The 21,747-nt window shown below is 60.9% G+C and carries 16 protein-coding genes; 6 read left to right on the top strand and 10 right to left on the bottom strand.

Annotated features, from left to right (window positions below; all coding sequences use genetic code 11):
- The first annotated feature begins 181 nt into the window (after positions 1-181).
- Genes mfd through H045_RS04295 form a run of 3 tightly spaced genes read left to right on the top strand, consistent with a single transcriptional unit; the run spans position 182 to position 6,924 of the window.
- Positions 182-3,631 carry a transcription-repair coupling factor gene (gene mfd / locus H045_RS04305; protein WP_003234064.1) on the top strand — a complete coding sequence of 1,150 codons (3,450 nt, stop codon included), beginning with the start codon at positions 182-184 and terminating at the stop codon, positions 3,629-3,631.
- 11 nt (positions 3,632-3,642) lie between these two features.
- Complete coding sequence (locus tag H045_RS04300; protein WP_003234062.1) at positions 3,643-4,209, top strand: CsiV family protein; 567 nt, start codon at positions 3,643-3,645, stop codon at positions 4,207-4,209.
- A gap of 9 nt (positions 4,210-4,218) precedes the next feature.
- Positions 4,219-6,924: a DEAD/DEAH box helicase gene (locus tag H045_RS04295; protein WP_015371526.1), complete on the top strand. Its 2,706-nt coding sequence runs from the start codon at positions 4,219-4,221 to the stop codon at positions 6,922-6,924.
- 323 nt (positions 6,925-7,247) lie between these two features.
- Here the strand turns inward: H045_RS04295 and nagZ are convergent, their stop codons facing one another.
- Together nagZ and H045_RS04285 are read right to left on the bottom strand one after the other, a co-directional pair.
- Positions 7,248-8,258, bottom strand: a complete 1,011-nt coding sequence (nagZ, locus tag H045_RS04290) for a beta-N-acetylhexosaminidase (protein ID WP_015371525.1) — start codon at positions 8,256-8,258, stop codon at positions 7,248-7,250.
- A 135-nt stretch (positions 8,259-8,393) separates the two neighbouring features.
- Entirely contained in the window at positions 8,394-9,101 is a 708-nt protein-coding gene (locus H045_RS04285; protein WP_015371524.1) for a TetR/AcrR family transcriptional regulator, read from the bottom strand.
- Positions 9,102-9,364: 263 nt separating this feature from the next.
- Here H045_RS04285 and lexA point away from each other — a divergent pair, with 263 nt between their 5' ends.
- Positions 9,365-9,973 carry a transcriptional repressor LexA gene (gene lexA / locus H045_RS04280; protein ID WP_003172575.1) on the top strand — a complete coding sequence of 203 codons (609 nt, stop codon included), beginning with the start codon at positions 9,365-9,367 and terminating at the stop codon, positions 9,971-9,973.
- Between the two features lie 8 nt (positions 9,974-9,981).
- Positions 9,982-10,455: an SOS-induced cell division inhibitor SulA gene (gene sulA / locus H045_RS04275; protein ID WP_003234054.1), complete on the top strand. Its 474-nt coding sequence runs from the start codon at positions 9,982-9,984 to the stop codon at positions 10,453-10,455.
- Between the two features lie 57 nt (positions 10,456-10,512).
- Here the strand turns inward: sulA and H045_RS04270 are convergent, their stop codons facing one another.
- The 7 genes from H045_RS04270 to H045_RS04240 all read right to left on the bottom strand — a co-directional run bounded on the left by H045_RS04270 (position 10,513) and on the right by H045_RS04240 (position 19,107).
- On the bottom strand, positions 10,513-10,746 hold the full coding sequence (locus tag H045_RS04270; RefSeq protein WP_003234053.1) for a hypothetical protein: 234 nt from the start codon (positions 10,744-10,746) through the stop codon (positions 10,513-10,515).
- Positions 10,747-11,129: 383 nt separating this feature from the next.
- On the bottom strand, positions 11,130-11,651 hold the full coding sequence (locus H045_RS04265; RefSeq protein ID WP_015371523.1) for a DUF6586 family protein: 522 nt from the start codon (positions 11,649-11,651) through the stop codon (positions 11,130-11,132).
- A 115-nt stretch (positions 11,652-11,766) separates the two neighbouring features.
- On the bottom strand, positions 11,767-14,388 hold the full coding sequence (gene topA / locus H045_RS04260; RefSeq protein ID WP_015371522.1) for a type I DNA topoisomerase: 2,622 nt from the start codon (positions 14,386-14,388) through the stop codon (positions 11,767-11,769).
- A 114-nt stretch (positions 14,389-14,502) separates the two neighbouring features.
- Complete coding sequence (locus tag H045_RS04255) at positions 14,503-14,739, bottom strand: DUF1653 domain-containing protein (protein WP_003234048.1); 237 nt, start codon at positions 14,737-14,739, stop codon at positions 14,503-14,505.
- A 97-nt stretch (positions 14,740-14,836) separates the two neighbouring features.
- Positions 14,837-16,012 carry an acetyl-CoA C-acyltransferase FadA gene (fadA, locus tag H045_RS04250; RefSeq protein WP_003234046.1) on the bottom strand — a complete coding sequence of 392 codons (1,176 nt, stop codon included), beginning with the start codon at positions 16,010-16,012 and terminating at the stop codon, positions 14,837-14,839.
- Between the two features lie 29 nt (positions 16,013-16,041).
- Entirely contained in the window at positions 16,042-18,189 is a 2,148-nt protein-coding gene (gene fadB, locus H045_RS04245; RefSeq protein ID WP_003234044.1) for a fatty acid oxidation complex subunit alpha FadB, read from the bottom strand.
- 480 nt (positions 18,190-18,669) lie between these two features.
- Positions 18,670-19,107 (bottom strand): hypothetical protein, encoded by a 438-nt coding sequence (locus H045_RS04240; RefSeq protein WP_015371521.1) that lies wholly within the window; start codon positions 19,105-19,107, stop codon positions 18,670-18,672.
- A gap of 106 nt (positions 19,108-19,213) precedes the next feature.
- Here H045_RS04240 and H045_RS04235 point away from each other — a divergent pair, with 106 nt between their 5' ends.
- A complete protein-coding gene (locus tag H045_RS04235; RefSeq protein WP_003234040.1) occupies positions 19,214-19,654 on the top strand; it encodes a universal stress protein in 441 nt (146 codons plus the stop codon).
- 87 nt (positions 19,655-19,741) lie between these two features.
- Here the strand turns inward: H045_RS04235 and H045_RS04230 are convergent, their stop codons facing one another.
- Positions 19,742-21,664: an ATP-binding cassette domain-containing protein gene (locus tag H045_RS04230; protein ID WP_015371520.1), complete on the bottom strand. Its 1,923-nt coding sequence runs from the start codon at positions 21,662-21,664 to the stop codon at positions 19,742-19,744.
- Between the last annotated feature and the right edge of the window lie 83 nt (positions 21,665-21,747).

The raw sequence follows: 21,747 nt of genomic DNA, 5'->3' as shown, positions 1-21,747 counted from the left end.
TCCGTAACTCTCCGAAATATCCTTGGTTTTCGGCACTACATATTGAGTCAAAACCGAGCATTGTTTGTCTTAGCCACTACATTTCCCGAAAACCGCATCAGGCACAGTCAGCAACTGACAGGCGGCACCTCTGGCCGTTACAATTACCGACTTTGTCGCAACGCTTGGAGCTCAACCTTCCGTGCCCGTCCTGCGTCTACCGCTCCTCCCTGCCGCGGCAGGTAAACAGCACTGGGGTAACCTGCCCGGTGCCGCCCTGAGCCTGGCCATTGCCGAGGCTGCCAGCGCAGCCAAGCGCTTTACCTTGCTGCTCACCGCCGACAGCCAAAGCGCCGAACGGCTGGAGCAGGAGCTGAGCTTCTTCGCGCCGGATTTGCCGGTGCTGCATTTTCCCGACTGGGAAACCCTGCCCTACGATTTGTTTTCGCCGCATCAGGACATCATTTCCCAGCGCATCGCCAGCCTGTACCGCCTGCCGGAGCTGGCCCACGGCGTGCTGGTGGTGCCGATCACCACCGCCCTGCACCGCCTGGCGCCGACCAAGTTTCTGTTGGGCAGCAGCCTGGTGCTGGACATCGGCCAGAAGCTCGACGTGGAACAGATGCGCACGCGCCTGGAAGCCAGCGGCTATCGTTGCGTCGACACGGTATACGAGCACGGTGAATTCGCCGTGCGCGGCGCACTGATCGACCTGTTCCCCATGGGCAGCAAGTTGCCGTACCGCATCGACCTGTTCGATGACGAAATCGAGACCCTGCGCACCTTCGATCCGGAAAACCAGCGCTCCATCGATAAGGTCGACTCGGTCAAACTGTTGCCGGCCCGGGAATTTCCGCTGCAAAAAGACGCGGTCACGCGCTTCAAGGCGCGCTTTCGCGAACGCTTCGACGTCGACTTCCGCCGCTGCCCGATCTTCCAGGACCTGAGCAGCGGGATTACCCCGGCAGGTATCGAGTACTACCTGCCGCTGTTCTTCGACGAAACCTCCACACTGTTCGACTACCTGCCCCAGGACACCCAGGTGTTCTCGCTGCCGGGTATCGAGCAGGCGGCGGAAAACTTCTGGAACGACGTGCGCAACCGCTATGAAGAGCGCCGCGTCGACCCGTCCCGCCCGCTATTGCCGCCCGCCGAGCTGTTCCTGCCGGTGGAAGACTGCTTCGCCCGCCTGAAAAACTGGCCGCGCGTAGTCGCCAGCCAACAGGACGTGGACGCCGGCAGTGGCCGCGAGCGTTTCCCGGCCGCGACCCTACCGGACCTGTCCATCCAGGCCAAGGCCACGCAACCTTTGGAAGCGCTGTCCAACTTCCTCGGCGACTTCCCGGGCCGCGTGCTGTTTACCGCCGAGTCCGCCGGGCGCCGCGAAGTGCTGCTGGAGCTGCTGGAGCGCCTCAAGCTGCGGCCGAAAACCGTCGACAGCTGGCCGGACTTCGTCAACAGCCAGGAACGCCTGGCGATCACCATTGCGCCGCTGGATGAAGGCTTGCTGCTGGACGACCCGGCGCTGGCGCTGATCGCCGAAAGCCCGCTGTTCGGCCAGCGCGTGATGCAGCGTCGCCGCCGCGAAAAACGCGCCGACCACAACAACGACGCGGTGATCAAGAACCTCACCGAGTTGCGCGAAGGCGCGCCGGTGGTGCATATCGACCACGGCGTGGGCCGCTACCTCGGCCTGCAGACCCTGGAGATCGACAACCAGGCCGCCGAATTCCTCACCATGGAATACGCCGAAGGCGCCAAGCTCTATGTGCCGGTGGCCAGCCTGCACTTGATCGCCCGCTACACCGGCAGCGACGACGCGCTGGCGCCGCTGCACCGCCTCGGCTCCGAGACCTGGCAGAAAGCCAAGCGCAAGGCCGCCGAACAGGTGCGCGACGTGGCCGCCGAACTGCTCGATATCTATGCCCGGCGTGCCGCGCGCGAGGGCTATGCGTTCGCCGATCCCAAGGCCGACTACGCCACCTTCAGCGCCGGCTTCGCCTTCGAAGAAACCCCGGACCAGCAAACCACCATCGAAGCCGTGCGCGCCGACATGCTCGCGCCCAAGCCGATGGACCGGCTGGTGTGCGGCGACGTGGGCTTCGGCAAGACCGAAGTGGCAATGCGCGCAGCCTTCATTGCCGTGCACGGCGGTCGTCAGGTGGCCATCCTGGTGCCGACCACCCTGCTCGCCCAGCAGCACTACAACAGCTTTCGCGACCGCTTTGCCGACTGGCCGGTGAGCGTGGAAGTGATGAGCCGCTTCAAGTCGGCCAAGGAAGTCAACGCCGCCATCGCCGACCTGGCCGAGGGCAAAATCGATATCGTCATCGGGACGCACAAGCTGCTGTCGGACGACGTGAAGATCAAGAACCTTGGCTTGGTAATCATCGACGAAGAACACCGCTTCGGCGTGCGTCAGAAAGAACAGCTCAAGGCCCTGCGCAGTGAAGTCGACATTCTCACCCTCACCGCCACGCCGATTCCGCGCACGTTGAACATGGCGGTGTCGGGCATGCGCGACCTGTCGATCATCGCCACGCCGCCGGCGCGCCGGCTGTCGGTGCGCACCTTCGTGATGGAGCAGAACAAAAGCACGGTCAAGGAAGCGCTGCTGCGTGAACTGCTGCGCGGCGGGCAGGTGTACTACCTGCACAACGACGTGAAGACCATCGAGAAATGCGCCGCCGACCTCGCCGAACTGGTGCCGGAAGCGCGCATCGCCATCGGCCACGGGCAGATGCGCGAACGCGAACTCGAACAGGTGATGAGCGACTTCTATCACAAGCGCTTCAACGTGCTGATCGCCTCCACCATCATCGAGACCGGCATCGATGTGCCGAGCGCCAACACCATAATCATCGAGCGCGCCGATAAATTCGGCCTGGCGCAGTTGCACCAGTTGCGTGGCCGTGTCGGCCGTAGCCACCACCAGGCCTACGCCTACCTGCTCACGCCGCCACGCCAGCAGATCACCTCCGACGCCGAAAAGCGCCTGGAAGCCATCGCCAACACTCAGGACCTGGGCGCAGGCTTTGTGCTGGCCACCAACGACCTCGAAATCCGAGGCGCCGGCGAGTTGCTGGGGGACGGCCAGAGCGGGCAGATCCAGGCCGTGGGCTTCACCCTCTATATGGAGATGCTGGAGCGCGCGGTCAAAGCCATCCGCAAGGGCGAGCAACCCAACCTCGATCAACCGTTGGGCGGCGGTCCGGAGATCAACCTGCGCCTGCCGGCATTGATTCCCGAAGACTACCTGCCGGATGTGCACGCGCGGCTGATCCTGTACAAGCGCATCGCCTCGGCCACCGACGAAGAAGGCCTCAAGGACCTGCAGGTAGAGATGATCGACCGCTTCGGCCTGCTGCCCGACCCGACCAAGAACCTGGTGCGTCTGACCCTGCTCAAATTGCAGGCCGAACAGTTGGGCATCAAGAAGGTCGACGCCGGGCCGCAGGGTGGGCGCATCGAGTTTGAAGCGCAGACGCCGGTGGACCCGCTGGTGCTGATCAAACTGATCCAGGGCCAGCCCAATCGCTACAAGTTCGAAGGGGCTACGCTGTTCAAATTCATGGTGCCGATGGAACGCCCGGAAGAACGCTTCAATACCCTGGAGGCGCTGTTTGAGCGCCTCATTCCGAAATCCGCTTGAAGGACGCCCCCATGCGCCTGTTCCGCTTCTTGAGCCTGTTACTGGTAGTCGTGGCGCCTGCGGCATTTGCCGACAGCCCCTACCAGGTGGAAATGATCCTGGTGCGCCAGAACGCCGAACCTGTGATCAACAGCCGCCCCGCCCCGGAAGACTGGGATGCCGGCGCACCACGCCTGGGCGAGCGGATGAGCCCGCCGCGCCTGGGCACTGTCGTCGACAAGCTGCGCGCCGATTCAAGCTACACGGTGCTGGCGCACAAGGCCTGGGAACAGAACCTCGGTGAACAGCCGGTAAACATTGCGGTCACTGACGGCGCCGAACAGTTCGGCCAGTTCCCCCTCCAGGGCGTGTTGCGCTTGCAACTGGGGCGCTTTACCGATATCGATGCGGACTTCTGGATCAACCAGTTCGACGCCAATGGCAGCGTGATCGCCAGCGAACACCTGGCCCAGAAAGACGTGCGCACCAAGAACAACCAGCTCAACTACCTGGACGGCGGCCATCTGGCGCTGCTGATCAAGATCACTTCGCTGACCGCCAAGCCTCCCAGTGCACCGCCGCCGGGCCTTCAGGACTGATCCTGCGCCATGTCCCTGACGCCGTCTTTGACCAAACCCCTGGCCCCGTCTTGGGCCAACCGCTTCAAGGAGCAAAGCCTGGAGCGCGGGCGGCGGTATGCACTGGAAAACCGCGTGCGCATCGTCGAATCCGGCGACAGCACCATCATCGCCAGTTGCGAGGGCTCGGGCAGCAACGTCTATCGCCAGACCATCTCGTTGCGCGAGTCGGCCAAGGGCATGCTGATCCTGGTGGACAGCCGCTGCACCTGCCCGGTCCATACCAACTGCAAACACATCGCCGCGGTGCTGCTCAAGGTACAGGAAACCCTGGCCTACCCGGCGGCGGCGCAGGATGCCGAGCTGTTGGGCAAATTGCAGGCCGTACTCGACAACCGCGTGGTGCTGTCACAGGTGGTGATGGAGGATGTGCTGCCGGTACCGCGCCTGTGGCTGGCCAGTGTCGAGTTCAGCGCGTTCGAACCGCGCAATGGCAAGATGCAGCGCTATATCCAGCACCGTGCGGCGTTGTCGTTCAACTACCTGGGCAACTATGTGAGTGGGCAGAAGAACGCCGACATCATCGTGCGCCAGGAAACCCAGAGCCTGCGCATCAAACGCCACCCCGAGCTTGAGCAACCGTATCGCGAGCACTTGCGCCTGCTCGGTTTCAAGATCGCCACGCGCCAGAGCAAGGCGCTGCCGGAGAGCGCCGGCGAGCTGTTCGAGATGGTCAACGACAGCGCCTGGCTGAACTTCACCCTCAATGCATCGCCAAGCCTGCGCGCCGAGGGCTGGGAGCTGCAGATCGATGAGGATTTCGGCTTCGACCTGAGCCCGGTGGATGACTGGTACGCCAACGTCGACGAAGCGCCCGAGCGCGATTGGTTTGACCTGGAGCTCGGCATCATCGTCAACGGCGAACGCCTGAGCCTGTTGCCGATTCTGCTGAACCTGATGCGCTCCCACACCGAAATTCTCAACCCGGAGAAACTGGCCCGGCGCCGCGACGAAGAGCTCATCCTGGTGAATATCCCCGGCCTGCCCAACGGCCACGGCCCGCTGCAGGTGGCGCTGCCGTACGGTCGGCTCAAACCGGTACTGGCCACCCTCGGCGAATTCTATTTGCAGGAGCCGGGCACCACCACGCTGCGCCTGGCCAAGGCCGACGCGATTCGCTTGAACCCACTGCAGGACCTGCCGCTGCAATGGGAGGGCGGCGAGAAGATCCGCAATTTTGCCCAGCGCCTGCGTGACATCAAAGACTTCACCTGCGTCGCACCCCAGGGCTTGAATGCGACGCTGCGCCCGTACCAGCTCGAAGGCCTGAGCTGGATGCAGTCGCTGCGCCAGCTGGACGTGGGCGGGATTCTGGCGGATGACATGGGTCTGGGCAAAACCCTGCAAACACTGGCGCACATCCTCACGGAGAAAGCCGCCGGGCGTCTGGACCGGCCCTGCATGGTGGTGATGCCGACCAGCCTGATTCCCAACTGGCTCGACGAAGCGGCGCATTTCACGCCGCAACTCAAGGTGCTGGCGCTTTACGGCGCCGGGCGCAAGAAACACTTTGCGCCCTCGAAGGATCAGAGCCTGCAGGACTACGACCTGCTGCTGACCACTTACGCGCTGCTGCCCAAGGACATCGAACAGCTCGCCGCCCTGCCCTTGCACGTGCTGATCCTCGATGAGGCGCAATACATCAAGAACCCCAACAGCAAGGCGGCCCAGGCGGCACGCGAGTTGAATGCGCGCCAGCGCCTGTGCCTGAGCGGTACGCCGTTGGAAAATCACCTGGGCGAGTTGTGGTCGTTGTTCCACTTCCTGCTGCCGGGCTGGCTGGGGGACGTCAAAAGCTTCAACCGCGACTACCGTGTGCCGATCGAAAAACGTGCCAGTGAGGTGCGATTGCAGCACCTCAACGGACGGATCAAACCCTTCCTGTTGCGACGCACCAAGGAACAGGTGGCCACCGAATTACCGCCCAAGACCGAGATCATTCATTGGGTCGACCTCAACGAGGCGCAGCGTGACGTGTACGAAACCATGCGCCTGGCCATGGACAAGAAAGTCCGTGACGAGATCACCCGCAAGGGCGTGGCGCGCAGCCAGATCATCATCCTTGAAGCCCTGCTGAAGTTGCGCCAGGTGTGCTGCGACCTGCGGCTGGTCAACGATGCCAGCCTGCCCGCCCATGGCAGCAGCTCGGGCAAGCTCGACAGCCTGATGCAGATGCTGGATGAGTTGTTTGCCGAGGGGCGCCGGGTTCTGCTGTTCTCGCAATTCACCTCGATGCTGAGCCTGATCGAAGTGGAGCTGCAACAACGCGGGATTGCCTACGCCTTGCTCACCGGCCAGACGCGGGACCGGCGTACGCCGGTCAAGGACTTCCAGAGCGGCAAGCTGAAGATATTTTTGATCAGCCTCAAGGCCGGCGGCGTGGGTTTGAACCTGACCGAGGCCGACACGGTGATCCATTACGACCCATGGTGGAACCCGGCCACTGAAAACCAGGCCACCGACCGCGCGTACCGCATCGGGCAAGAGAAGCCGGTCTTCGTCTACAAGATGATTGCGCGGGGCACGGTGGAGGAGAAAATCCAGCACCTGCAGAAGGAAAAATCGGATCTGGCGGCGGGCGTGCTGGACGGTCGCACCACTGGAGACTGGCAGTTGGGCAATGAGGATATTGAGGCGTTGTTTGCGCCGTTGCCCAATAAGCAGGAAAAGCGTTGACCGGATAGAGCGGTTCTGTGTCGAGCGGGCAAGCCCTAATAATGCCGTTCAGTTAAGCGCAGATGCCCTGTGGCGAGCAGGCTTGTCCTGCGTTGGGCTGCGCAGCAGCCCCAATACCAGGCGCTGAGCCGTATCAGGTACACCGCGTTTTGCTGGAGTGGGGGCGCTTCGCACCCCAACGCGGGGCAAGCCCGCTCGCCACAACAAGCGGGCTTGCCCCAGAGGTATTCGGTGCTCAACCTGGCAGGGGCGCAAACAGCGCCTTGATGCTTACCATTAAGCGAGATGCTTCCTACAGCTGAAGCCATGGCCAAACACTTTTGTCACTCGATCAACTGCGCGTCCCGCAGCGCGCCCATCGCCAGCATCCAACGCGGATCCTGCTTGTAATCCGTCGAGGCAATCGCCTGGCCGCGCATCCGTGCGATGCGCGCAGAGGGTGTGACCTTCATCCGTTGCGCGGCGGTGAGTGCAAGCTCGGCAGCCGCGCGATCGTTGCACACCAGCCCCATGTCGCAGCCAGCGCTCAGCGCTGCTTCGATACGACTGGCGGCGTCGCCGACCACATGGGCGCCGGCCATGGACAAGTCATCGCTGAAAATCACGCCGTCAAATTGCAACTCGCCGCGCAGGATGTCCTGCAACCAACGACGCGAGAAGCCGGCCGGCTGGGCGTCAACCTGTGGGTAGATAACGTGCGCCGGCATCACCGCCGCCAATTGCCGACTCAGGCGCGCGAAAGGCACCAGGTCGTTGGCGCGAATCTGCTCCAGGCTGCGTTCGTCATTGGGAATGGCGACGTGGGAGTCCGCCTCGGCCCAACCGTGGCCGGGGAAGTGTTTGCCGGTGGCGGCCATGCCTGCACTGTTCATGCCGCGAATAAAGGCCCCCGCGAGTACGGCGGCGCGTTCGGGGTCGCCTTCGAACGCACGGGTGCCCACCACGGCGCTGCGCTGGTAATCCAGGTCCAGCACCGGGGCGAAGCTCAGGTCCAGGCCAACCGCCAGCACTTCGGTGGCCATGATCCAGCCGCACTGCTCGGCCAGGTATTCAGCGTTGGGGTTGTCCGCCAGCGCACGCATGGCCGGCAGGCGCACAAACCCCTGGCGCAGGCGCTGTACGCGGCCGCCTTCCTGATCAACCGCCAAAAGCAGGTCCGGGCGCACCGCGCGTATCGCCGCGCTCAGCTCGCGCACCTGACGTGGGTGCTCGATATTGCGCGCAAAAATGATCAGACCGCCCACCTCAGGCTGGCGCAACACGTGGCGATCCTCGGCCGTCAGCCATGTGCCGGCAACGTCGACCATCAAAGAACCCTGCAGGGCAGCAGTCATAAACCTTCCTTTAATAACGCACACAACCCGTCGCCCTCACCCGTGACAGTGAGCACAACAGGTCGTGAATAAATAGCTGAAATCGGCATGGCGGCTACTTTAGCGGATGCAAGCGGCCACGCACACCCACAGCGGTCAAACCTTGGCGGGCACTGGCACCGTTTTGCTGCGTGGGCGCAACTGGGCATCAGCCATGGCAGGGTCGGTGACGCCGGTCTCGGCGCGCATGCCGGCGGCCAGGAACGGCACCATCAGGCGCATCACTTGCTCGATGGAGGTGTTGACGCCGAAATCGGTCTCGGCAATTGCGCGAAGCGCCTTGATGCCGGACATGCTGAACGCGGCCGCGCCCAGCATGAAATGCACGCGCCAGAACAGTTCGATGGGCGGAATGCGCGGAGCGGCTTCGTTGACCAGCAACATGTAGCGACGGAACACCTTGCCGTACATATCTTCCAGATAACGACGCAGGTGGCCCTGGCTCTGGCTGAACGCCAAGCCCAGCAAACGCATGAAGATCGACAGATCGTTTCCGCTGCGCGGCTGAACCACCAAGGCCTGCTCGACGAGCATCTCCAGCAGGTCTTCCAGGCTCGGCTTATGGTCGGCCTTGGCCTGGCGGCGCTCCAGCTCGCGGTCGAGGCTGGCGCAGAACGGACCCAGAAAGCGCGAAAAAACCGCCTGGATCAAGGCTTTTTTCGAGCCGAAATGGTAGTTCACCGCAGCCAGGTTGACCCCGGCCTTACTGGTGATCAGGCGCAATGAAGTTTCGGCGAATCCTTTCTCCGCGAACAATTGCTCGGCGGCATCGAGAATGCGTTCAACGGTTTCCGACTGGGCCATGGCTACTCCGCCTGACAAACACTTGTTTGAAACATACGTTTCAAGGTGTGTCTTGTCAAGCCTGAGAGTTCGTTTTCCGGCCGGGCAGTCACCTTTCTCATCGGTATTTAATCACATCTCTGACGGGGCGTAGGCAGCGCTGTCTCTCGCTTATGGGAAGCCTGCGGAATGACCGTCCAGCGGAGGCGTGGAAAAGGATGATTGCCAAGCGCAGTTCACTGTATATAATCCCAGTCACTGTATAAAAAGACAGAGCGATCAACATGCTAAAACTGACGCCACGCCAAGCTGAGATTCTGGCTTTTATCAAGCGCTGCCTCGATGACAACGGCTACCCGCCGACCCGAGCGGAAATTGCGCTGGAGCTGGGATTCAAATCCCCCAATGCCGCTGAAGAACACCTCAAGGCCCTCGCCCGCAAAGGCGCCATCGAGATGACCCCAGGCGCTTCACGGGGTATTCGCATCCCCGGCTTTGAAGCCAAGGCGGACGAGTCGACCCTGCCAATCATTGGCCGAGTCGCTGCCGGTGCGCCGATCCTTGCGCAACAGCACGTCGAAGAATCCTGCAACATCAATCCGACGTTCTTTCACCCTCGCGCCGACTACCTGCTGCGGGTACATGGCATGAGCATGAAGGACGTGGGCATCTTCGACGGCGACCTGCTGGCCGTTCACACCACCCGCGAAGCGCGTAACGGTCAGATCGTCGTTGCCCGTATCGGCGATGAGGTGACGGTCAAGCGCTTCAAGCGTGAAGGCAGCAAAGTCTGGCTGCTGGCCGAGAACCCTGAGTTCGCCCCGATTGAAGTGAACCTGAAAGACCAGGACCTGGTGATCGAAGGCTTGAGTGTCGGCGTCATACGCCGTTAGGAGGCATCATGCAGTTCATGCACACACCACAACAGGCACAACTGTCGCTCTTTGAGGCCTTCATGGCTCAACCACTTGCGCCGCTGCTCAAGGAAACGGTCGAGGCCCCGTGGGAGTCCGAAGCCGAGGCGTTCAGTGAATTGTCGTTGCGTGGTGCTGCCGGGAACTGCCTGAACCTGCTGGCGCCTATTCTTCGGGAATTAAGCGACGAGCAGGACGCGCGCTGGTTGACGTTGATCGCCCCGCCCGCCAGCCTTACCCAGGCTTGGCTGCGGGACGCCGGCCTTAACCGCGAGCGTATCCTGTTACTGCAGCCACGCGGCCTGCAAAGCGCACAGCAGTTAACCTGCGAAGCGTTACGCCTGGGCCGTAGCCATACGGTGGTGAGCTGGTTGAATCCTTTGAACGCGACGGCCAAGCAGCAACTGATCAGTGCTGCTCGCACGGGAGATGCGCAGAGTTTGAATATTCGACTGGGATAAACAGGGCTCTGTGGCAAGCGGGATTGTCACAAAAAATCCCTTAACCTTGGCAATGATTCAGTGAAGCACCTTCGGGCCATCGTCTTTCTCCGGCTCGCCTTCAGCCAGGCGACCGGCCATCTGCACACCTACGCTCAACATGGCTTTCGCCACTTCCACGTGCTGACCTTGCAGGAACGCCTTGGCGTCCTCGGAAAAGTCCAGAATAACCAGAGAACCCTCGTCCTCAGCCCGGCGCAACTCGATGCGGCCGTCAGGCAGTTCAACAATTTCCAGAAAGGACGTCGGCATAAAAGTTTGTTCTCCACGAAAGGCCGCGATTATATCAGTCATCCACTCGACATCGCTGTGGATCTGAAGAGGTTTCTTTACGGCTTGATGAATGGCGCTTTAGTGCAAAAGCATGAGCTATTTCAGGCAACTACACATCTGTGGCGAGCGGGCTTGCCCCGCGCTGGGCTGCGCAGCAGCCCCAAAACCAGGCGCTGAGCCGTATCAGGTACACCGCGTTTTGCAGGATTGGGGGCGCTTCGCACCCCAACGCGGGGCAAGCCCGCTCGCCACAAAAAGCCCGCTAGACACAAAAAAAACCCTAGCCACAGAGACTCCAGTTTGCTGCGCGACGGCGCTGGAATCTCCCACAGCGTTGATCTGTAAGCATCAGTGACGCCGTTTCAGCACTCGTTCAACCCTTCGCGAAAGCGCAACGCCAGCTTCTTCAACTCCTGGCGCCAGCTTTCCAACTCCTCGCGGCTCAACGGCTTGGGCTCATCGTCTTCCAGCGAAACCGCCACAATCAAAGGCTGTGTCACATCCCCCTTGGGCACGTGAGGCACACGCGGCGACTGGAACATATCGGCATGGGCCTTGAGCAAGCGTGCTATCCAGCTGTCCGGGCTCTGGGCCATTTCCACCAGCTCGGCCAGCTCGGGAATAGCCATGCTCTCCAGCACTTCTCGGGTCATGATCAGTTCAGCACGGGGCGCACCGGCCTGTGGCAGGCGGTAGTACCCGGCTATTTCATGGCACAGCCCCAGCAAAGCACCATACAGATGAAACAAGGCGGCTTCCCGCCCCGCCTGGACCAGCGCGATAGCATTCATCTCCTTGCCTTGCTCGGCACGGCCGAGGGCCTCCAGAGACAAACCCGCGAAGTAAATTTTCTGGTTGGTACGGGTATAGAGTTCGTTGGCCATGACGGCAATCTCCACAACGAATAGGCCTGACGCTGACAGTGCGGGAGCAAACGCGCTCCTATAAAAAGCAAAAGCCGTCTAAACAGACGGCTTTCAACCTTAACAGACTAGCGAATCAAGCGCCCTGGCGCTTGTCTTCCACCTTCCACTTGCCGCCGTCGTAGAAGGCTTTCCAGCCAGTCGGCTTGCCGTCCACTTCGGTCTGCACGTACTGTTCCTTGGTTTTGCGGCTGTAGCGGATCACGGCTGGGCGACCATCCGGGTCCTTCTTCGGCGCTTCACACAGGAAGTGGTACTTGGGATCGATTTCGTCCTTGTGCGGCACGATTTCCAGCACCAGCGGTGCACGGGTCTCGCGGTTTTTCGGGAACTGGCTCGCAGCCAGGAACAGCCCCGACGCACCGTCGCGCAGAATATAGGTGTCGTTGACCTTCTCGCACTTGAGCTCGGGCATCTTCACCGGGTCCATCTTCGGTGGCGCGGCATCACCGCTTTTGAGCAGCTTGCGGGTGTTCTTGCAGGTTGGATTGGTGCAACCGAAGAACTTGCCGAAACGGCCGGTCTTGAGCTGCATTTCACTGCCGCACTTGTCGCATTCCAGGCTTGGCCCTTCATAGCCTTTGATGCGGTAAGTACCCTCTTCGATCTCGTAACCGTTGCAGTCCGGGTTGTTACCGCAGATGTGCAACTTGTGCTTCTCATCCAGCAGGTAAGCGTCCATTGCGGTGCTGCAAATCGGGCAGCGATGCTTGCCACGCAGTACCAGCGACTCGGATTCACCCTCGTCATCGGCGGCGATTTCATCGCCCGGCACCAGGTTGACGGTGGCCTTGCAGCGCTCTTTGGGCGGCAGGCTGTAGCCCGAGCAGCCAAGGAACACGCCAGTGGACGCCGTACGAATCTGCATCGGCCGGCCGCAGGTCAGGCACGGAATATCGGTCATCACTGGCTGATTGGCGCGCATGCCGGTGTCTGGGCTTTCGGCCACCTCGAGCTTCTTCTTGAAGTCGCCGTAGAACTCGTCCAGCACGTTCTTCCAGTCGCGCTCGCCCTGGGCCACGTCATCGAGGTTCTCTTCCATGCCGGCGGTGAAGCCGTAGTCCATGAGGTTGGAGAAGCTCTCGGACAGACGCTCGGTGACGATGTCGCCCATCTTTTCCGAATAGAAACGACGGTTGTGCAGCGCCACGTAACCACGGTCCTGGATGGTGGAGATGATTGCCGCATAGGTCGAAGGACGGCCGATGCCACGTTTTTCCATCTCCTTGACCAGGCTGGCTTCCGAATAACGGGCCGGTGGCTTGGTGAAGTGCTGGGACGGGTCGAGCTTGATCAGCTTCAGCGTGTCGCCCTGAGCCATGTCCGGCAGTACATCGTCATCGCCGGGCTTGGCGATTTGCGGCATCACGCGGGTGTAGCCGTCAAACTTGAGGATACGGCCCTTGGCACGCAGCTCGAAGTCGCCAGCACCCACGCTCACGGTGGTGGACAAGTACTGCGCCGGCAGCATCTGGCACGCCAGGAACTGACGCCAGATCAGCTCGTACAGACGCTCGGCGTCGCGTTCCATGCCGCTCAGCTTGCTTGGCTCAGTGTTGGCGTCGGAAGGACGAATCGCTTCGTGAGCCTCCTGGGCGCCTTCCTTGCTGCTGTAGACGTTCGGTTTCTCCGGCAGGTAGTTCTTGCCGAATTCGCTCTCGATATAAGTACGTGCCATTGCCACCGCGTCCTGGGACAGGTTGGTGGAGTCGGTACGCATGTAGGTGATGTAGCCGGCTTCGTACAAACGCTGGGCCATCATCATGGTTTTCTTCACACCGAAGCCCAGGCGGTTGCTCGCGGCCTGCTGCAGGGTGGAAGTGATGAACGGCGCGGACGGCTTGCTACTGGTCGGCTTGTCTTCACGTTTGACGATGCTGTAGCTGGAAGCCTTGAGCTTCTCCAGCGCGGCCATGGCCTGGGCTTCGTTCAGCGGCTTGAACGCCTCGCCTTTTTCACGGGCGACTTCAAAGCGCACAGTGTTGCCCTTGGCGGTGCCGAGGTCCGCGTGAACTTCCCAGTACTCTTCGGGGTTGAACGCACGAATCTCGCGCTCACGCTCCACCACCAGCTTGACCGCTACCGATTGCACCCGCCCAGCGGACAGACCACGGGCAATCTTCGCCCACAGCAGCGGCGAAACCATGTAACCCACCACACGATCGAGGAAACGACGCGCCTGCTGGGCGTTGACGCGGTCAATGTCCAGCTCGCCCGGCCTGGAAAACGCTTCCTGGATGGCTTTCTTGGTGATTTCGTTGAACACCACTCGCTTGTAGCGGCTGTCGTCACCGCCGATGGCTTCGCGCAGGTGCCAGGCAATGGCCTCCCCTTCGCGGTCCAAGTCCGTCGCGAGATAGATGGTGTCAGCATCCTTGGCGAGCCGACGCAGCTCTTCGATGACCTTTTCCTTGCCCGGAAGGATTTCGTACTTGGCCTTCCAGCCATGATCCGGGTCAACACCCATGCGCGAGACCAGCTGCTTGCGCGCTTTCTCTTTTGGCGTGAGTACCGGACCTTCGCCCGCGGCGGCCTTGCCGCGCTTGGCGGCAGGCTCCTTGCTGGCGCTAGCCGAACCGCTGGTGGGCAGGTCTCGGATATGGCCGATACTCGACTTCACCACGTACTCGTTGCCCAAGTACTTGTTGATGGTCTTGGCCTTAGCCGGGGATTCCACAATGACCAGCGATTTGCCCATGGATCGGAAAATTCCTGAATTCGAGAAGTGAAAGGCAGTTGGCGCCTGACGCGGCAACGCTATATATAGTGGCGACAAGGTGAGGTCAAGCGCAGCATTCTGCGCGACCTGCCGTTATTGCCCTGAAAAAAGACTGGGTTCGGCCTGCACCAAAGCAAAGCGCGGGACCTGCTCGCCGTCAACCTCGACGGACTCCAGGAACATGCTCAAGGGACGCACCCAAAAGCCGTAATCGCCATACAGTGCTTGGTAAAACACCACTTGCTCTTCGGTTTCGGAGTGGCACGCCACGCTGAAAACCCGGTATTGCGGACCTTTATAATGCTGGTAGAGCCCTGGCTCGACTTTCATGCTGCGGCCCCCTCACAAAATTCGTTAAAAAAAATATTACAAAACGCCAAAAAACAAAAACCGGGGCACTGGGCCCCGGCGTTCCGCCAAGCAACGCTTAGACGCGTTCGAAGACGGTGGAGATGCCTTGGCCAAGACCAATGCACATGGTTGCAACGCCCAGGTTGCCGCCATTCTGCTTCATCACGTTAAGCAAAGTACCGGAGATACGTGCACCGGAGCAACCAAACGGGTGACCCAGGGCAATTGCGCCGCCGTGCAGGTTAACCTTCTCGTTCATCTTGTCGAGTACTTTCAAATCTTTCAGCACCGGCAGGGCCTGTGCAGCGAAAGCTTCGTTGAGCTCGAAGAAGTCGATATCGGCGATGGTCAGGCCTGCACGCTTCAGGGCTTTTTGCGTGGCCGGAACCGGACCATAGCCCATGATCGCAGGGTCCACGCCCGCTACAGCCATCGAGCGAATCACCGCCATCGGCTGAATACCCAGGTCCTGGGCACGCTGCGCGGACATCACGATCATGCACGAAGCACCATCGGTGATTTGCGACGAGGTACCGGCCGTCACGGTGCCGCCCTTGGGATTGAACGCCGGCTTCAAGGCCGCCAGGCTTTCCAGGGTGGTATCCGGACGGATGGTTTCGTCGTAGTCGAACAGTTTGAGGAAACCGTTCTCGTCGTAGCCGTTCATCGGGATGATTTCATCCTTGAACTTACCTTCCACGGTCGCCTTGTGGGCGAGTTGGTGGGAACGCAGGCCGAACGCATCCTGGGCTTCGCGAGTGATGCCGTGCATCTTGCCGAGCATTTCTGCGGTGAGACCCATCATGCCCGATGCTTTTGCCGCGTACAGCGACATGTGCGGGTTGGGATCGACGCCGTGCATCATGCTCACGTGGCCCATGTGCTCAACGCCGCCGACCACGAACACATCACCGTTGCCGGTCATGATCGCCTGCGCGGCGGTGTGCAGCGCGCTCATCGACGAACCGCACAGGCGGCTCACGGTCTGGCCCGCTGCTGTGTGCGGGATCTGGGTCATCAACGAGGCCATGCGCGCGATGTTCCAGCCCTGCTCCAGGGTCTGGTTGACGCAGCCCCAGATCACGTCTTCGACTTCGTTCGGATCAACCTTGACGTTGCGTTCCAGCAATTTGCTGATCAGGTGCGCCGACATGTCCTCGGCGCGGGTGTTGCGGTGCATGCCGCCCTTGGAGCGGCCCATCGGGGTGCGACCGAAGTCGACAATCACGACGTCTCTTGGATTCAAGCTCATAAATAGTCTCGCTCTAGTGTCCGGGGCGCTTAACCGAAGAAGCTCTGGCCATTTTTGGCCATCTCACGCAGCTTCGCGGTCGGGTGGTACAGCGGGCCCAGCTCAGCGTATTTGTCAGCCAGGGCAACGAACTCGGCCACACCGATCGAGTCGATGTAACGCAACGCACCGCCACGGAACGGAGGGAAACCAATGCCGTACACCAGGCCCATGTCGGCTTCGGCGGCGGTTTCGACGATGCCGTCTTCCAGGCAACGCACGGTTTCCAGGCACAGGGCGATCATCATCCAGTTGACGATGTCCTCGTCGGACACCTCACGCTGCTCGTAGATGACCGGCGCCAGCACTTCGTGCACCGACGGGTCGGCCACTTTCTTCTGCTTGCCCTTCTTGTCGGCCTCGTAGGCGTAGAAGCCCTTGCCGTTCTTCTGGCCCAGGCGCTTGGCCTCGTAGAGCGCGTCGATCGCCGAACGGCGGTCGTCTTTCATGCGGTCCGGGAAGCCTTCAGCCATCACGTCGCGACCGTGGTGGCCGGTGTCGATGCCGACCACGTCCATCAGGTACGCAGGGCCCATGGGCCAGCCGAATTTTTCCATCACCTTGTCGATACGCACAAAGTCCACGCCAGCGCTGACCAGCTTGGCGAAACCACCGAAGTACGGGAACAGCACGCGGTTGACCAGGAAGCCCGGGCAGTCATTGACCACAATCGGATTCTTGCCCATTTTCTTGGCGTAGGCCACGGTGGTGGCAACCGCCAGTTCGCTGGACTTTTCGCCACGAATCACTTCCACCAGCGGCATCATGTGCACCGGGTTGAAGAAGTGCATGCCGACGAAGTTTTCCGGACGCTTGAGGGCCTGAGCCAGTAGCGAGATGGAAATGGTCGAGGTGTTGGAGGCCAGGATCGTGTCGTCCTTGACCTGAGCTTCCACTTCGGCCAGTACGGCCTGCTTGACCTTCGGATTTTCAACGACGGCTTCGACCACCAGATCGACGTGACCGAAGTCACCGTAGGACAGCGTAGGACGAATGCCGTTAAGCACTTCAGCCATTTTCGCGGCGGTCATGCGACCTTTGTCCACGCGGCCGACCAGCAGCTTGGCGGCTTCCGCCAGGCCTTGCTCGATACCGTGTTCGTTGATGTCTTTCATCAGGATCGGCGTGCCCTTGGACGCCGACTGATAGGCGATACCGCCGCCCATGATCCCGGCGCCGAGCACAGCAGCCTGTTTCACGTCCTTGGCGATCTCGTCGTAGGCCTTGGCCTTTTTCTTCAGTTCCTGATCGTTCAGGAACAGGCCGATCAGGCTCTGGGCAGCGGAGGTTTTCGCCAGTTTGACGAAACCGGCCGCTTCCACTTCCAGAGCTTTGTCGCGACCGAAGTTCGCGGCTTTCTGGATGGTCTTGATCGCTTCAACCGGTGCCGGGTAGTTCGGGCCGGCCTGACCTGCCACGAAACCTTTGGCGGTTTCGAACGACATCATTTGCTCGATGGCGTTGAGCTTGAGTTTTTCCAGCTTCGGCTGACGCTTGGCCTTATAGTCAAATTCGCCGCTGATGGCGCCCTTGATCAGGCTCAGTGCAGCTTCAGCCAGCTTGTCCGGGGCAACCACGGCATCGACGGCACCGACTTTCAGGGCGTCTTCAGCATTGTTTTCCTTGCCGGCGGCGATCCACTCGATGGCGTTGTCGGCACCGATCAGGCGCGGCAGGCGCACGGTGCCACCGAAGCCTGGGTAGATGCCCAGCTTGACTTCGGGCAGGCCGACTTTGGCGGTGGCCGACATCACGCGAAAATCTGCCGCCAGGCACATTTCCAGGCCGCCGCCCAGCGCAATGCCATTAATCGCGGCAACGGTGGGTACGTTGAGGTCTTCGAAATCGCTGAAAATCTTGTTGGCTTCGAGGTTGCCGGCCACAAGCTCCGCATCGGGCAGCTTGAAGTTGTCGACGAATTCGGTGATGTCAGCGCCGACGATAAACACGTCCTTGCCGCTGGAGACGATCACGCCCTTGACCGAAGCATCCGCTTTGAGGGTGTCTACGGCCTGACGCAGTTCATTCAGGGTTAGACGGTTGAACTTGTTGACGGACTCACCCTTGAGGTCGAATTTCAATTCGACGATGCCACTTTCAAGAGCCTTAACCGTGATGGCTTTACCTTCGTAAATCATCAACTGATCTCCACGATATGGAAGCTGAACAGTACACACTGGACGCTGGCCTAGGGTTGGACATTGAGGCTTTGCTCAATGTTCACGCCCATCCGCCAGGCACACCCGCCAATGCGATAGTCGGGGTTATGTATGAAGCATCTGACAGACAAACACTCAATTCATACGCCCGTTTGATTTGGGTACGCCACCTTCATCCAATTCCGGGCAATTGTCAATCGCTCCAAAGGCTAGGAAAAACGCGACTTTCCAGTCATTTCAGAACCACAACCCTAGCCCTGCTCAGAGGGAATATTCAATTATTCACTGAATCAATAAGACAGAGATCACGGGAAAGGGCTGTACAGAATCAGATAGCCCGCTAGGCTAGCGAGTACCTTACTGCGTCAGGATGAATATCCGACGCGACAAACGAAATTACCGGCCTGCCTGGCCAACTCCAGCCCGATGATGACTGTCGGGCTTTTTATTGCGCGGGTTTCAGGCCAGCGCCTTGAGCAGCGCGTCAATGTCCTTGAGTACGCTCGCCTCGCCCTTCTCGCCCCAGTAAACGGCGATCATCTGCTTGTCGGCCTCGACCTTGTAGACATTGGCCGGCAGCTTTGCAAAGTGCGCCAGCAAGGCCTCATCCCCGCACACCTCGCGCCATTGGTTGACCCACACGCCGGGTTCGAGCTGCCAGTAGCTCCATGCTGCCTGCGCACCGGCGCGTCGTGGCCGGCAATATTGTGCGCAAGGGCTTGGCGGCTCGTGCTTGAGCCAGTGCGGCCACGCCTGCGGCGCCAGTTGCATGGCCAGGCCGATGCGTCGCGCCTCCATGCGCAGGGCCATGCGCCCGCTCTGCTGACGCGACGGGCGCAGCCATGCCAGGGGGCTAAGAACCACCAGAAGGATTGACACCACTATCCAGACCGTCATATGAAGTACCCCCGAATTTCCAGATGAGCGGATTTGACCTGACGCAACCGCATCCGCCTGAAAGCAGCCATACTGAACTTATCGCAGTCCCCTGGAGGAACGCCCCATGTCCTACGAACATATCCTGGTCGCCGTCGACCTGACCGAAGAGTGCGATCCAGTCATCAAGCGCGCCCGCGCATTCGCCGTCGCCAGCAATGCCAAACTGTCACTGGTGCACATCGTCGAGCCCATGGCCATGGCCTTTGGTGGCGACGTGCCGATGGACTTGTCCCAGCTGCAACAACAACAGTTCGACCAAGCCAAGGAGCGCCTTGAGCGATTGATCCTCAAGTACCCTGAGGTAACCAAGGAAAACTCCCACCTCACCTACGGCCAGCCGCGCCAGGAAATCCACCACCTGGCCAAGGAACACAACTGTGACCTGATCGTGGTGGGCAGTCATGGTCGTCATGGGTTGGCGTTGCTGCTGGGCTCTACCGCCAATGATGTGCTGCACGGTGCGCCTTGCGACGTATTGGCCGTGAAATTGGTAAAAAGCGCTTAGGAACACTGAAGATCCACTGTATTCCCATATACGAAAAACCCGGTATTCATCAGATGAACACCGGGTTTTTTAGTGCCTGCCGATCAATCAGGCATCCAGCTCGGCCCAACGCTCGACCAGCACTTCCAGCTCCTGGTTCAACGTCTCCAGGGAGGCGATGACCTTGGCGGTCTCTGCTGCCGGGCGCAGGTAGAAACCCGCGTCAGCCATGTCTGCCTCGACTGCGGCGATCTGTTGTTCCTTGGCCTCGATCTCCCCCGGCAAGGCTTCCAGCTCGCGCTGCAGCTTGTAGCTGAGTTTCTTCTTGGCCGCTGGTGCTGCGTCCTGGGCGGGCGCAGGTGCAGCCGCCACCGGCGCAACCACGGCGGAGGTCAGGTCGGCCTTGCCGGACTTGCTCTCGGTCACGCCGAGCAAACGCGGCGAACCGCCCTGGCGCAGCCAGTCCTGGTAACCACCGACGTATTCACGCACCTTGCCTTCACCTTCGAAAACCAGGGTGCTGGTGACCACGTTGTCGAGGAAGGCCCGGTCGTGGCTGACCATCAGCACGGTACCGTTGAAGGTCAGCAGCACTTCTTCCAGCAGTTCGAGGGTTTCCACGTCGAGGTCGTTGGTCGGTTCGTCGAGCACCAGCAGGTTGGCCGGCTTGCTGAACAGCTTGGCCAGCAACAGGCGGGCACGCTCACCACCGGACAAGGCCTTGACCGGCGTGCGCGCACGCTGGGGGCTGAACAGGAAATCGCCGAGGTAGCTCAGCACGTGGCGACTCTGGCCGTCGATGTCGATAAAGTCGCGGCCTTCGGCAACGTTGTCGATCACGGTTTTTTCCAGGTCCAACTGGTGGCGCAACTGATCGAAGTAGGCCACGTCGATACGCGTGCCCTCTTCCACCTTGCCGCTGGTCGGCTGCAGGCCATTGAGCATCAGCTTGAGCAGGGTGGTTTTGCCGGTACCGTTGGCGCCCAGCAGACCAATGCGGTCGCCGCGTGCCAGTACCATGGAGAAGTCCTTGATCAGCAGCGGACCCTCCGGGTGATGGAAACTGACGTTCTCCAGCACCATGACCTGCTTGCCCGACTTGTCGGCGGTGTCCAGCTGGATATTCGCCTTGCCGGTGCGCTCGCGACGCTCGCTGCGCTCAACGCGCAAGGCTTTGAGTGCGCGTACACGGCCCTCGTTACGGGTGCGGCGCGCCTTGATACCCTGGCGGATCCAGACTTCTTCCTGAGCCAGTTTCTTGTCGAACAGCGCGTTCGCGGTTTCTTCAGCAGCCAGCGCAGCCTCTTTGTGCACCAGGAAGCTGGCGTAGTCGCCGTTCCAGTCGATCAGACCACCACGGTCCAGCTCGAGGATGCGCGTGGCCAGACTCTGCAGGAACGCCCGGTCGTGCGTGATGAACAGCACGGCGCCCTGGAAGTCCTTGATGGCTTCTTCAAGCCAGGCGATAGCGCCGATGTCCAGGTGGTTGGTCGGTTCGTCGAGCAGCAGCAGGTCCGGCTCGGACACCAGCGCCTGGGCCAGCAGCACCCGACGACGCCAGCCGCCGGACAATTCGGCGAGGGTCTTGTCGGCCGGCAGTTGCAGGCGGCTGAGGGTGCTGTCGACCAGTTGCTGCAAGCGCCAGCCGTCACGGGCTTCCAGCGCCTGCTGCACGTGCATCAGCTTGTCCAGGTCTTCTTCGGTGACGCAGTTCTGCGCCAGGTGATGGTATTGCGCGAGCAACTCGCCCACGCCATCGAGGCCTTCGGCGACCACGTCGAACACTGTCCGTCCGTCGGCCACCGGCAATTCCTGCGGCAATTCGCCGATCTTGAGGCCCGGAGCGCGCCAGACAGAGCCGTCATCGGGCTTCTGATCGCCTTTTACCAGCTTCATCATGCTGGACTTGCCGGTACCATTGCGGCCGATGATGCACACCCGCTCACCACGGGCGATCTGCCAGGACACCTTGTCCAACAACGGCATAGCGCCGAAAGCAAGGGACACATCGCTGAATTTGAGCAGGGTCATACACTTCTCCAAAAACCGGGCGCGCATTCTACCTGAGTTGAGGGTGGGATGCGGCCGGCTTTTTCGATGCGGACACGTTCTGT

The sequence above is a fragment of the Pseudomonas poae RE*1-1-14 genome, from assembly GCF_000336465.1.
Lineage (GTDB): Bacteria > Pseudomonadota > Gammaproteobacteria > Pseudomonadales > Pseudomonadaceae > Aquipseudomonas > Aquipseudomonas poae.
The sequence above is the reverse complement of the archived record's forward strand: the minus strand, read 5'-3'. Positions and strand labels throughout refer to the sequence as shown.

What these genes read in the sequence shown, in the direction of transcription:
- H045_RS04300 (WP_003234062.1), top strand. Translation starts at nt 3,643, where the DNA reads ATGCGCCTGTTCCGCTTCTTGAGCCTGTTACTGGTAGTCGTGGCGCCT.
- H045_RS04295 (WP_015371526.1), top strand. Translation starts at nt 4,219, where the DNA reads ATGTCCCTGACGCCGTCTTTGACCAAACCCCTGGCCCCGTCTTGGGCC.
- nagZ (WP_015371525.1), bottom strand. Translation starts at nt 8,258, where the DNA reads ATGACTGCTGCCCTGCAGGGTTCTTTGATGGTCGACGTTGCCGGCACA.
- H045_RS04285 (WP_015371524.1), bottom strand. Translation starts at nt 9,101, where the DNA reads ATGGCCCAGTCGGAAACCGTTGAACGCATTCTCGATGCCGCCGAGCAA.
- lexA (WP_003172575.1), top strand. Translation starts at nt 9,365, where the DNA reads ATGCTAAAACTGACGCCACGCCAAGCTGAGATTCTGGCTTTTATCAAG.
- sulA (WP_003234054.1), top strand. Translation starts at nt 9,982, where the DNA reads ATGCAGTTCATGCACACACCACAACAGGCACAACTGTCGCTCTTTGAG.
- H045_RS04270 (WP_003234053.1), bottom strand. Translation starts at nt 10,746, where the DNA reads ATGCCGACGTCCTTTCTGGAAATTGTTGAACTGCCTGACGGCCGCATC.
- H045_RS04265 (WP_015371523.1), bottom strand. Translation starts at nt 11,651, where the DNA reads ATGGCCAACGAACTCTATACCCGTACCAACCAGAAAATTTACTTCGCG.
- topA (WP_015371522.1), bottom strand. Translation starts at nt 14,388, where the DNA reads ATGGGCAAATCGCTGGTCATTGTGGAATCCCCGGCTAAGGCCAAGACC.
- H045_RS04255 (WP_003234048.1), bottom strand. Translation starts at nt 14,739, where the DNA reads ATGAAAGTCGAGCCAGGGCTCTACCAGCATTATAAAGGTCCGCAATAC.
- fadA (WP_003234046.1), bottom strand. Translation starts at nt 16,012, where the DNA reads ATGAGCTTGAATCCAAGAGACGTCGTGATTGTCGACTTCGGTCGCACC.
- fadB (WP_003234044.1), bottom strand. Translation starts at nt 18,189, where the DNA reads ATGATTTACGAAGGTAAAGCCATCACGGTTAAGGCTCTTGAAAGTGGC.
- H045_RS04240 (WP_015371521.1), bottom strand. Translation starts at nt 19,107, where the DNA reads ATGACGGTCTGGATAGTGGTGTCAATCCTTCTGGTGGTTCTTAGCCCC.
- H045_RS04235 (WP_003234040.1), top strand. Translation starts at nt 19,214, where the DNA reads ATGTCCTACGAACATATCCTGGTCGCCGTCGACCTGACCGAAGAGTGC.
- H045_RS04230 (WP_015371520.1), bottom strand. Translation starts at nt 21,664, where the DNA reads ATGACCCTGCTCAAATTCAGCGATGTGTCCCTTGCTTTCGGCGCTATG.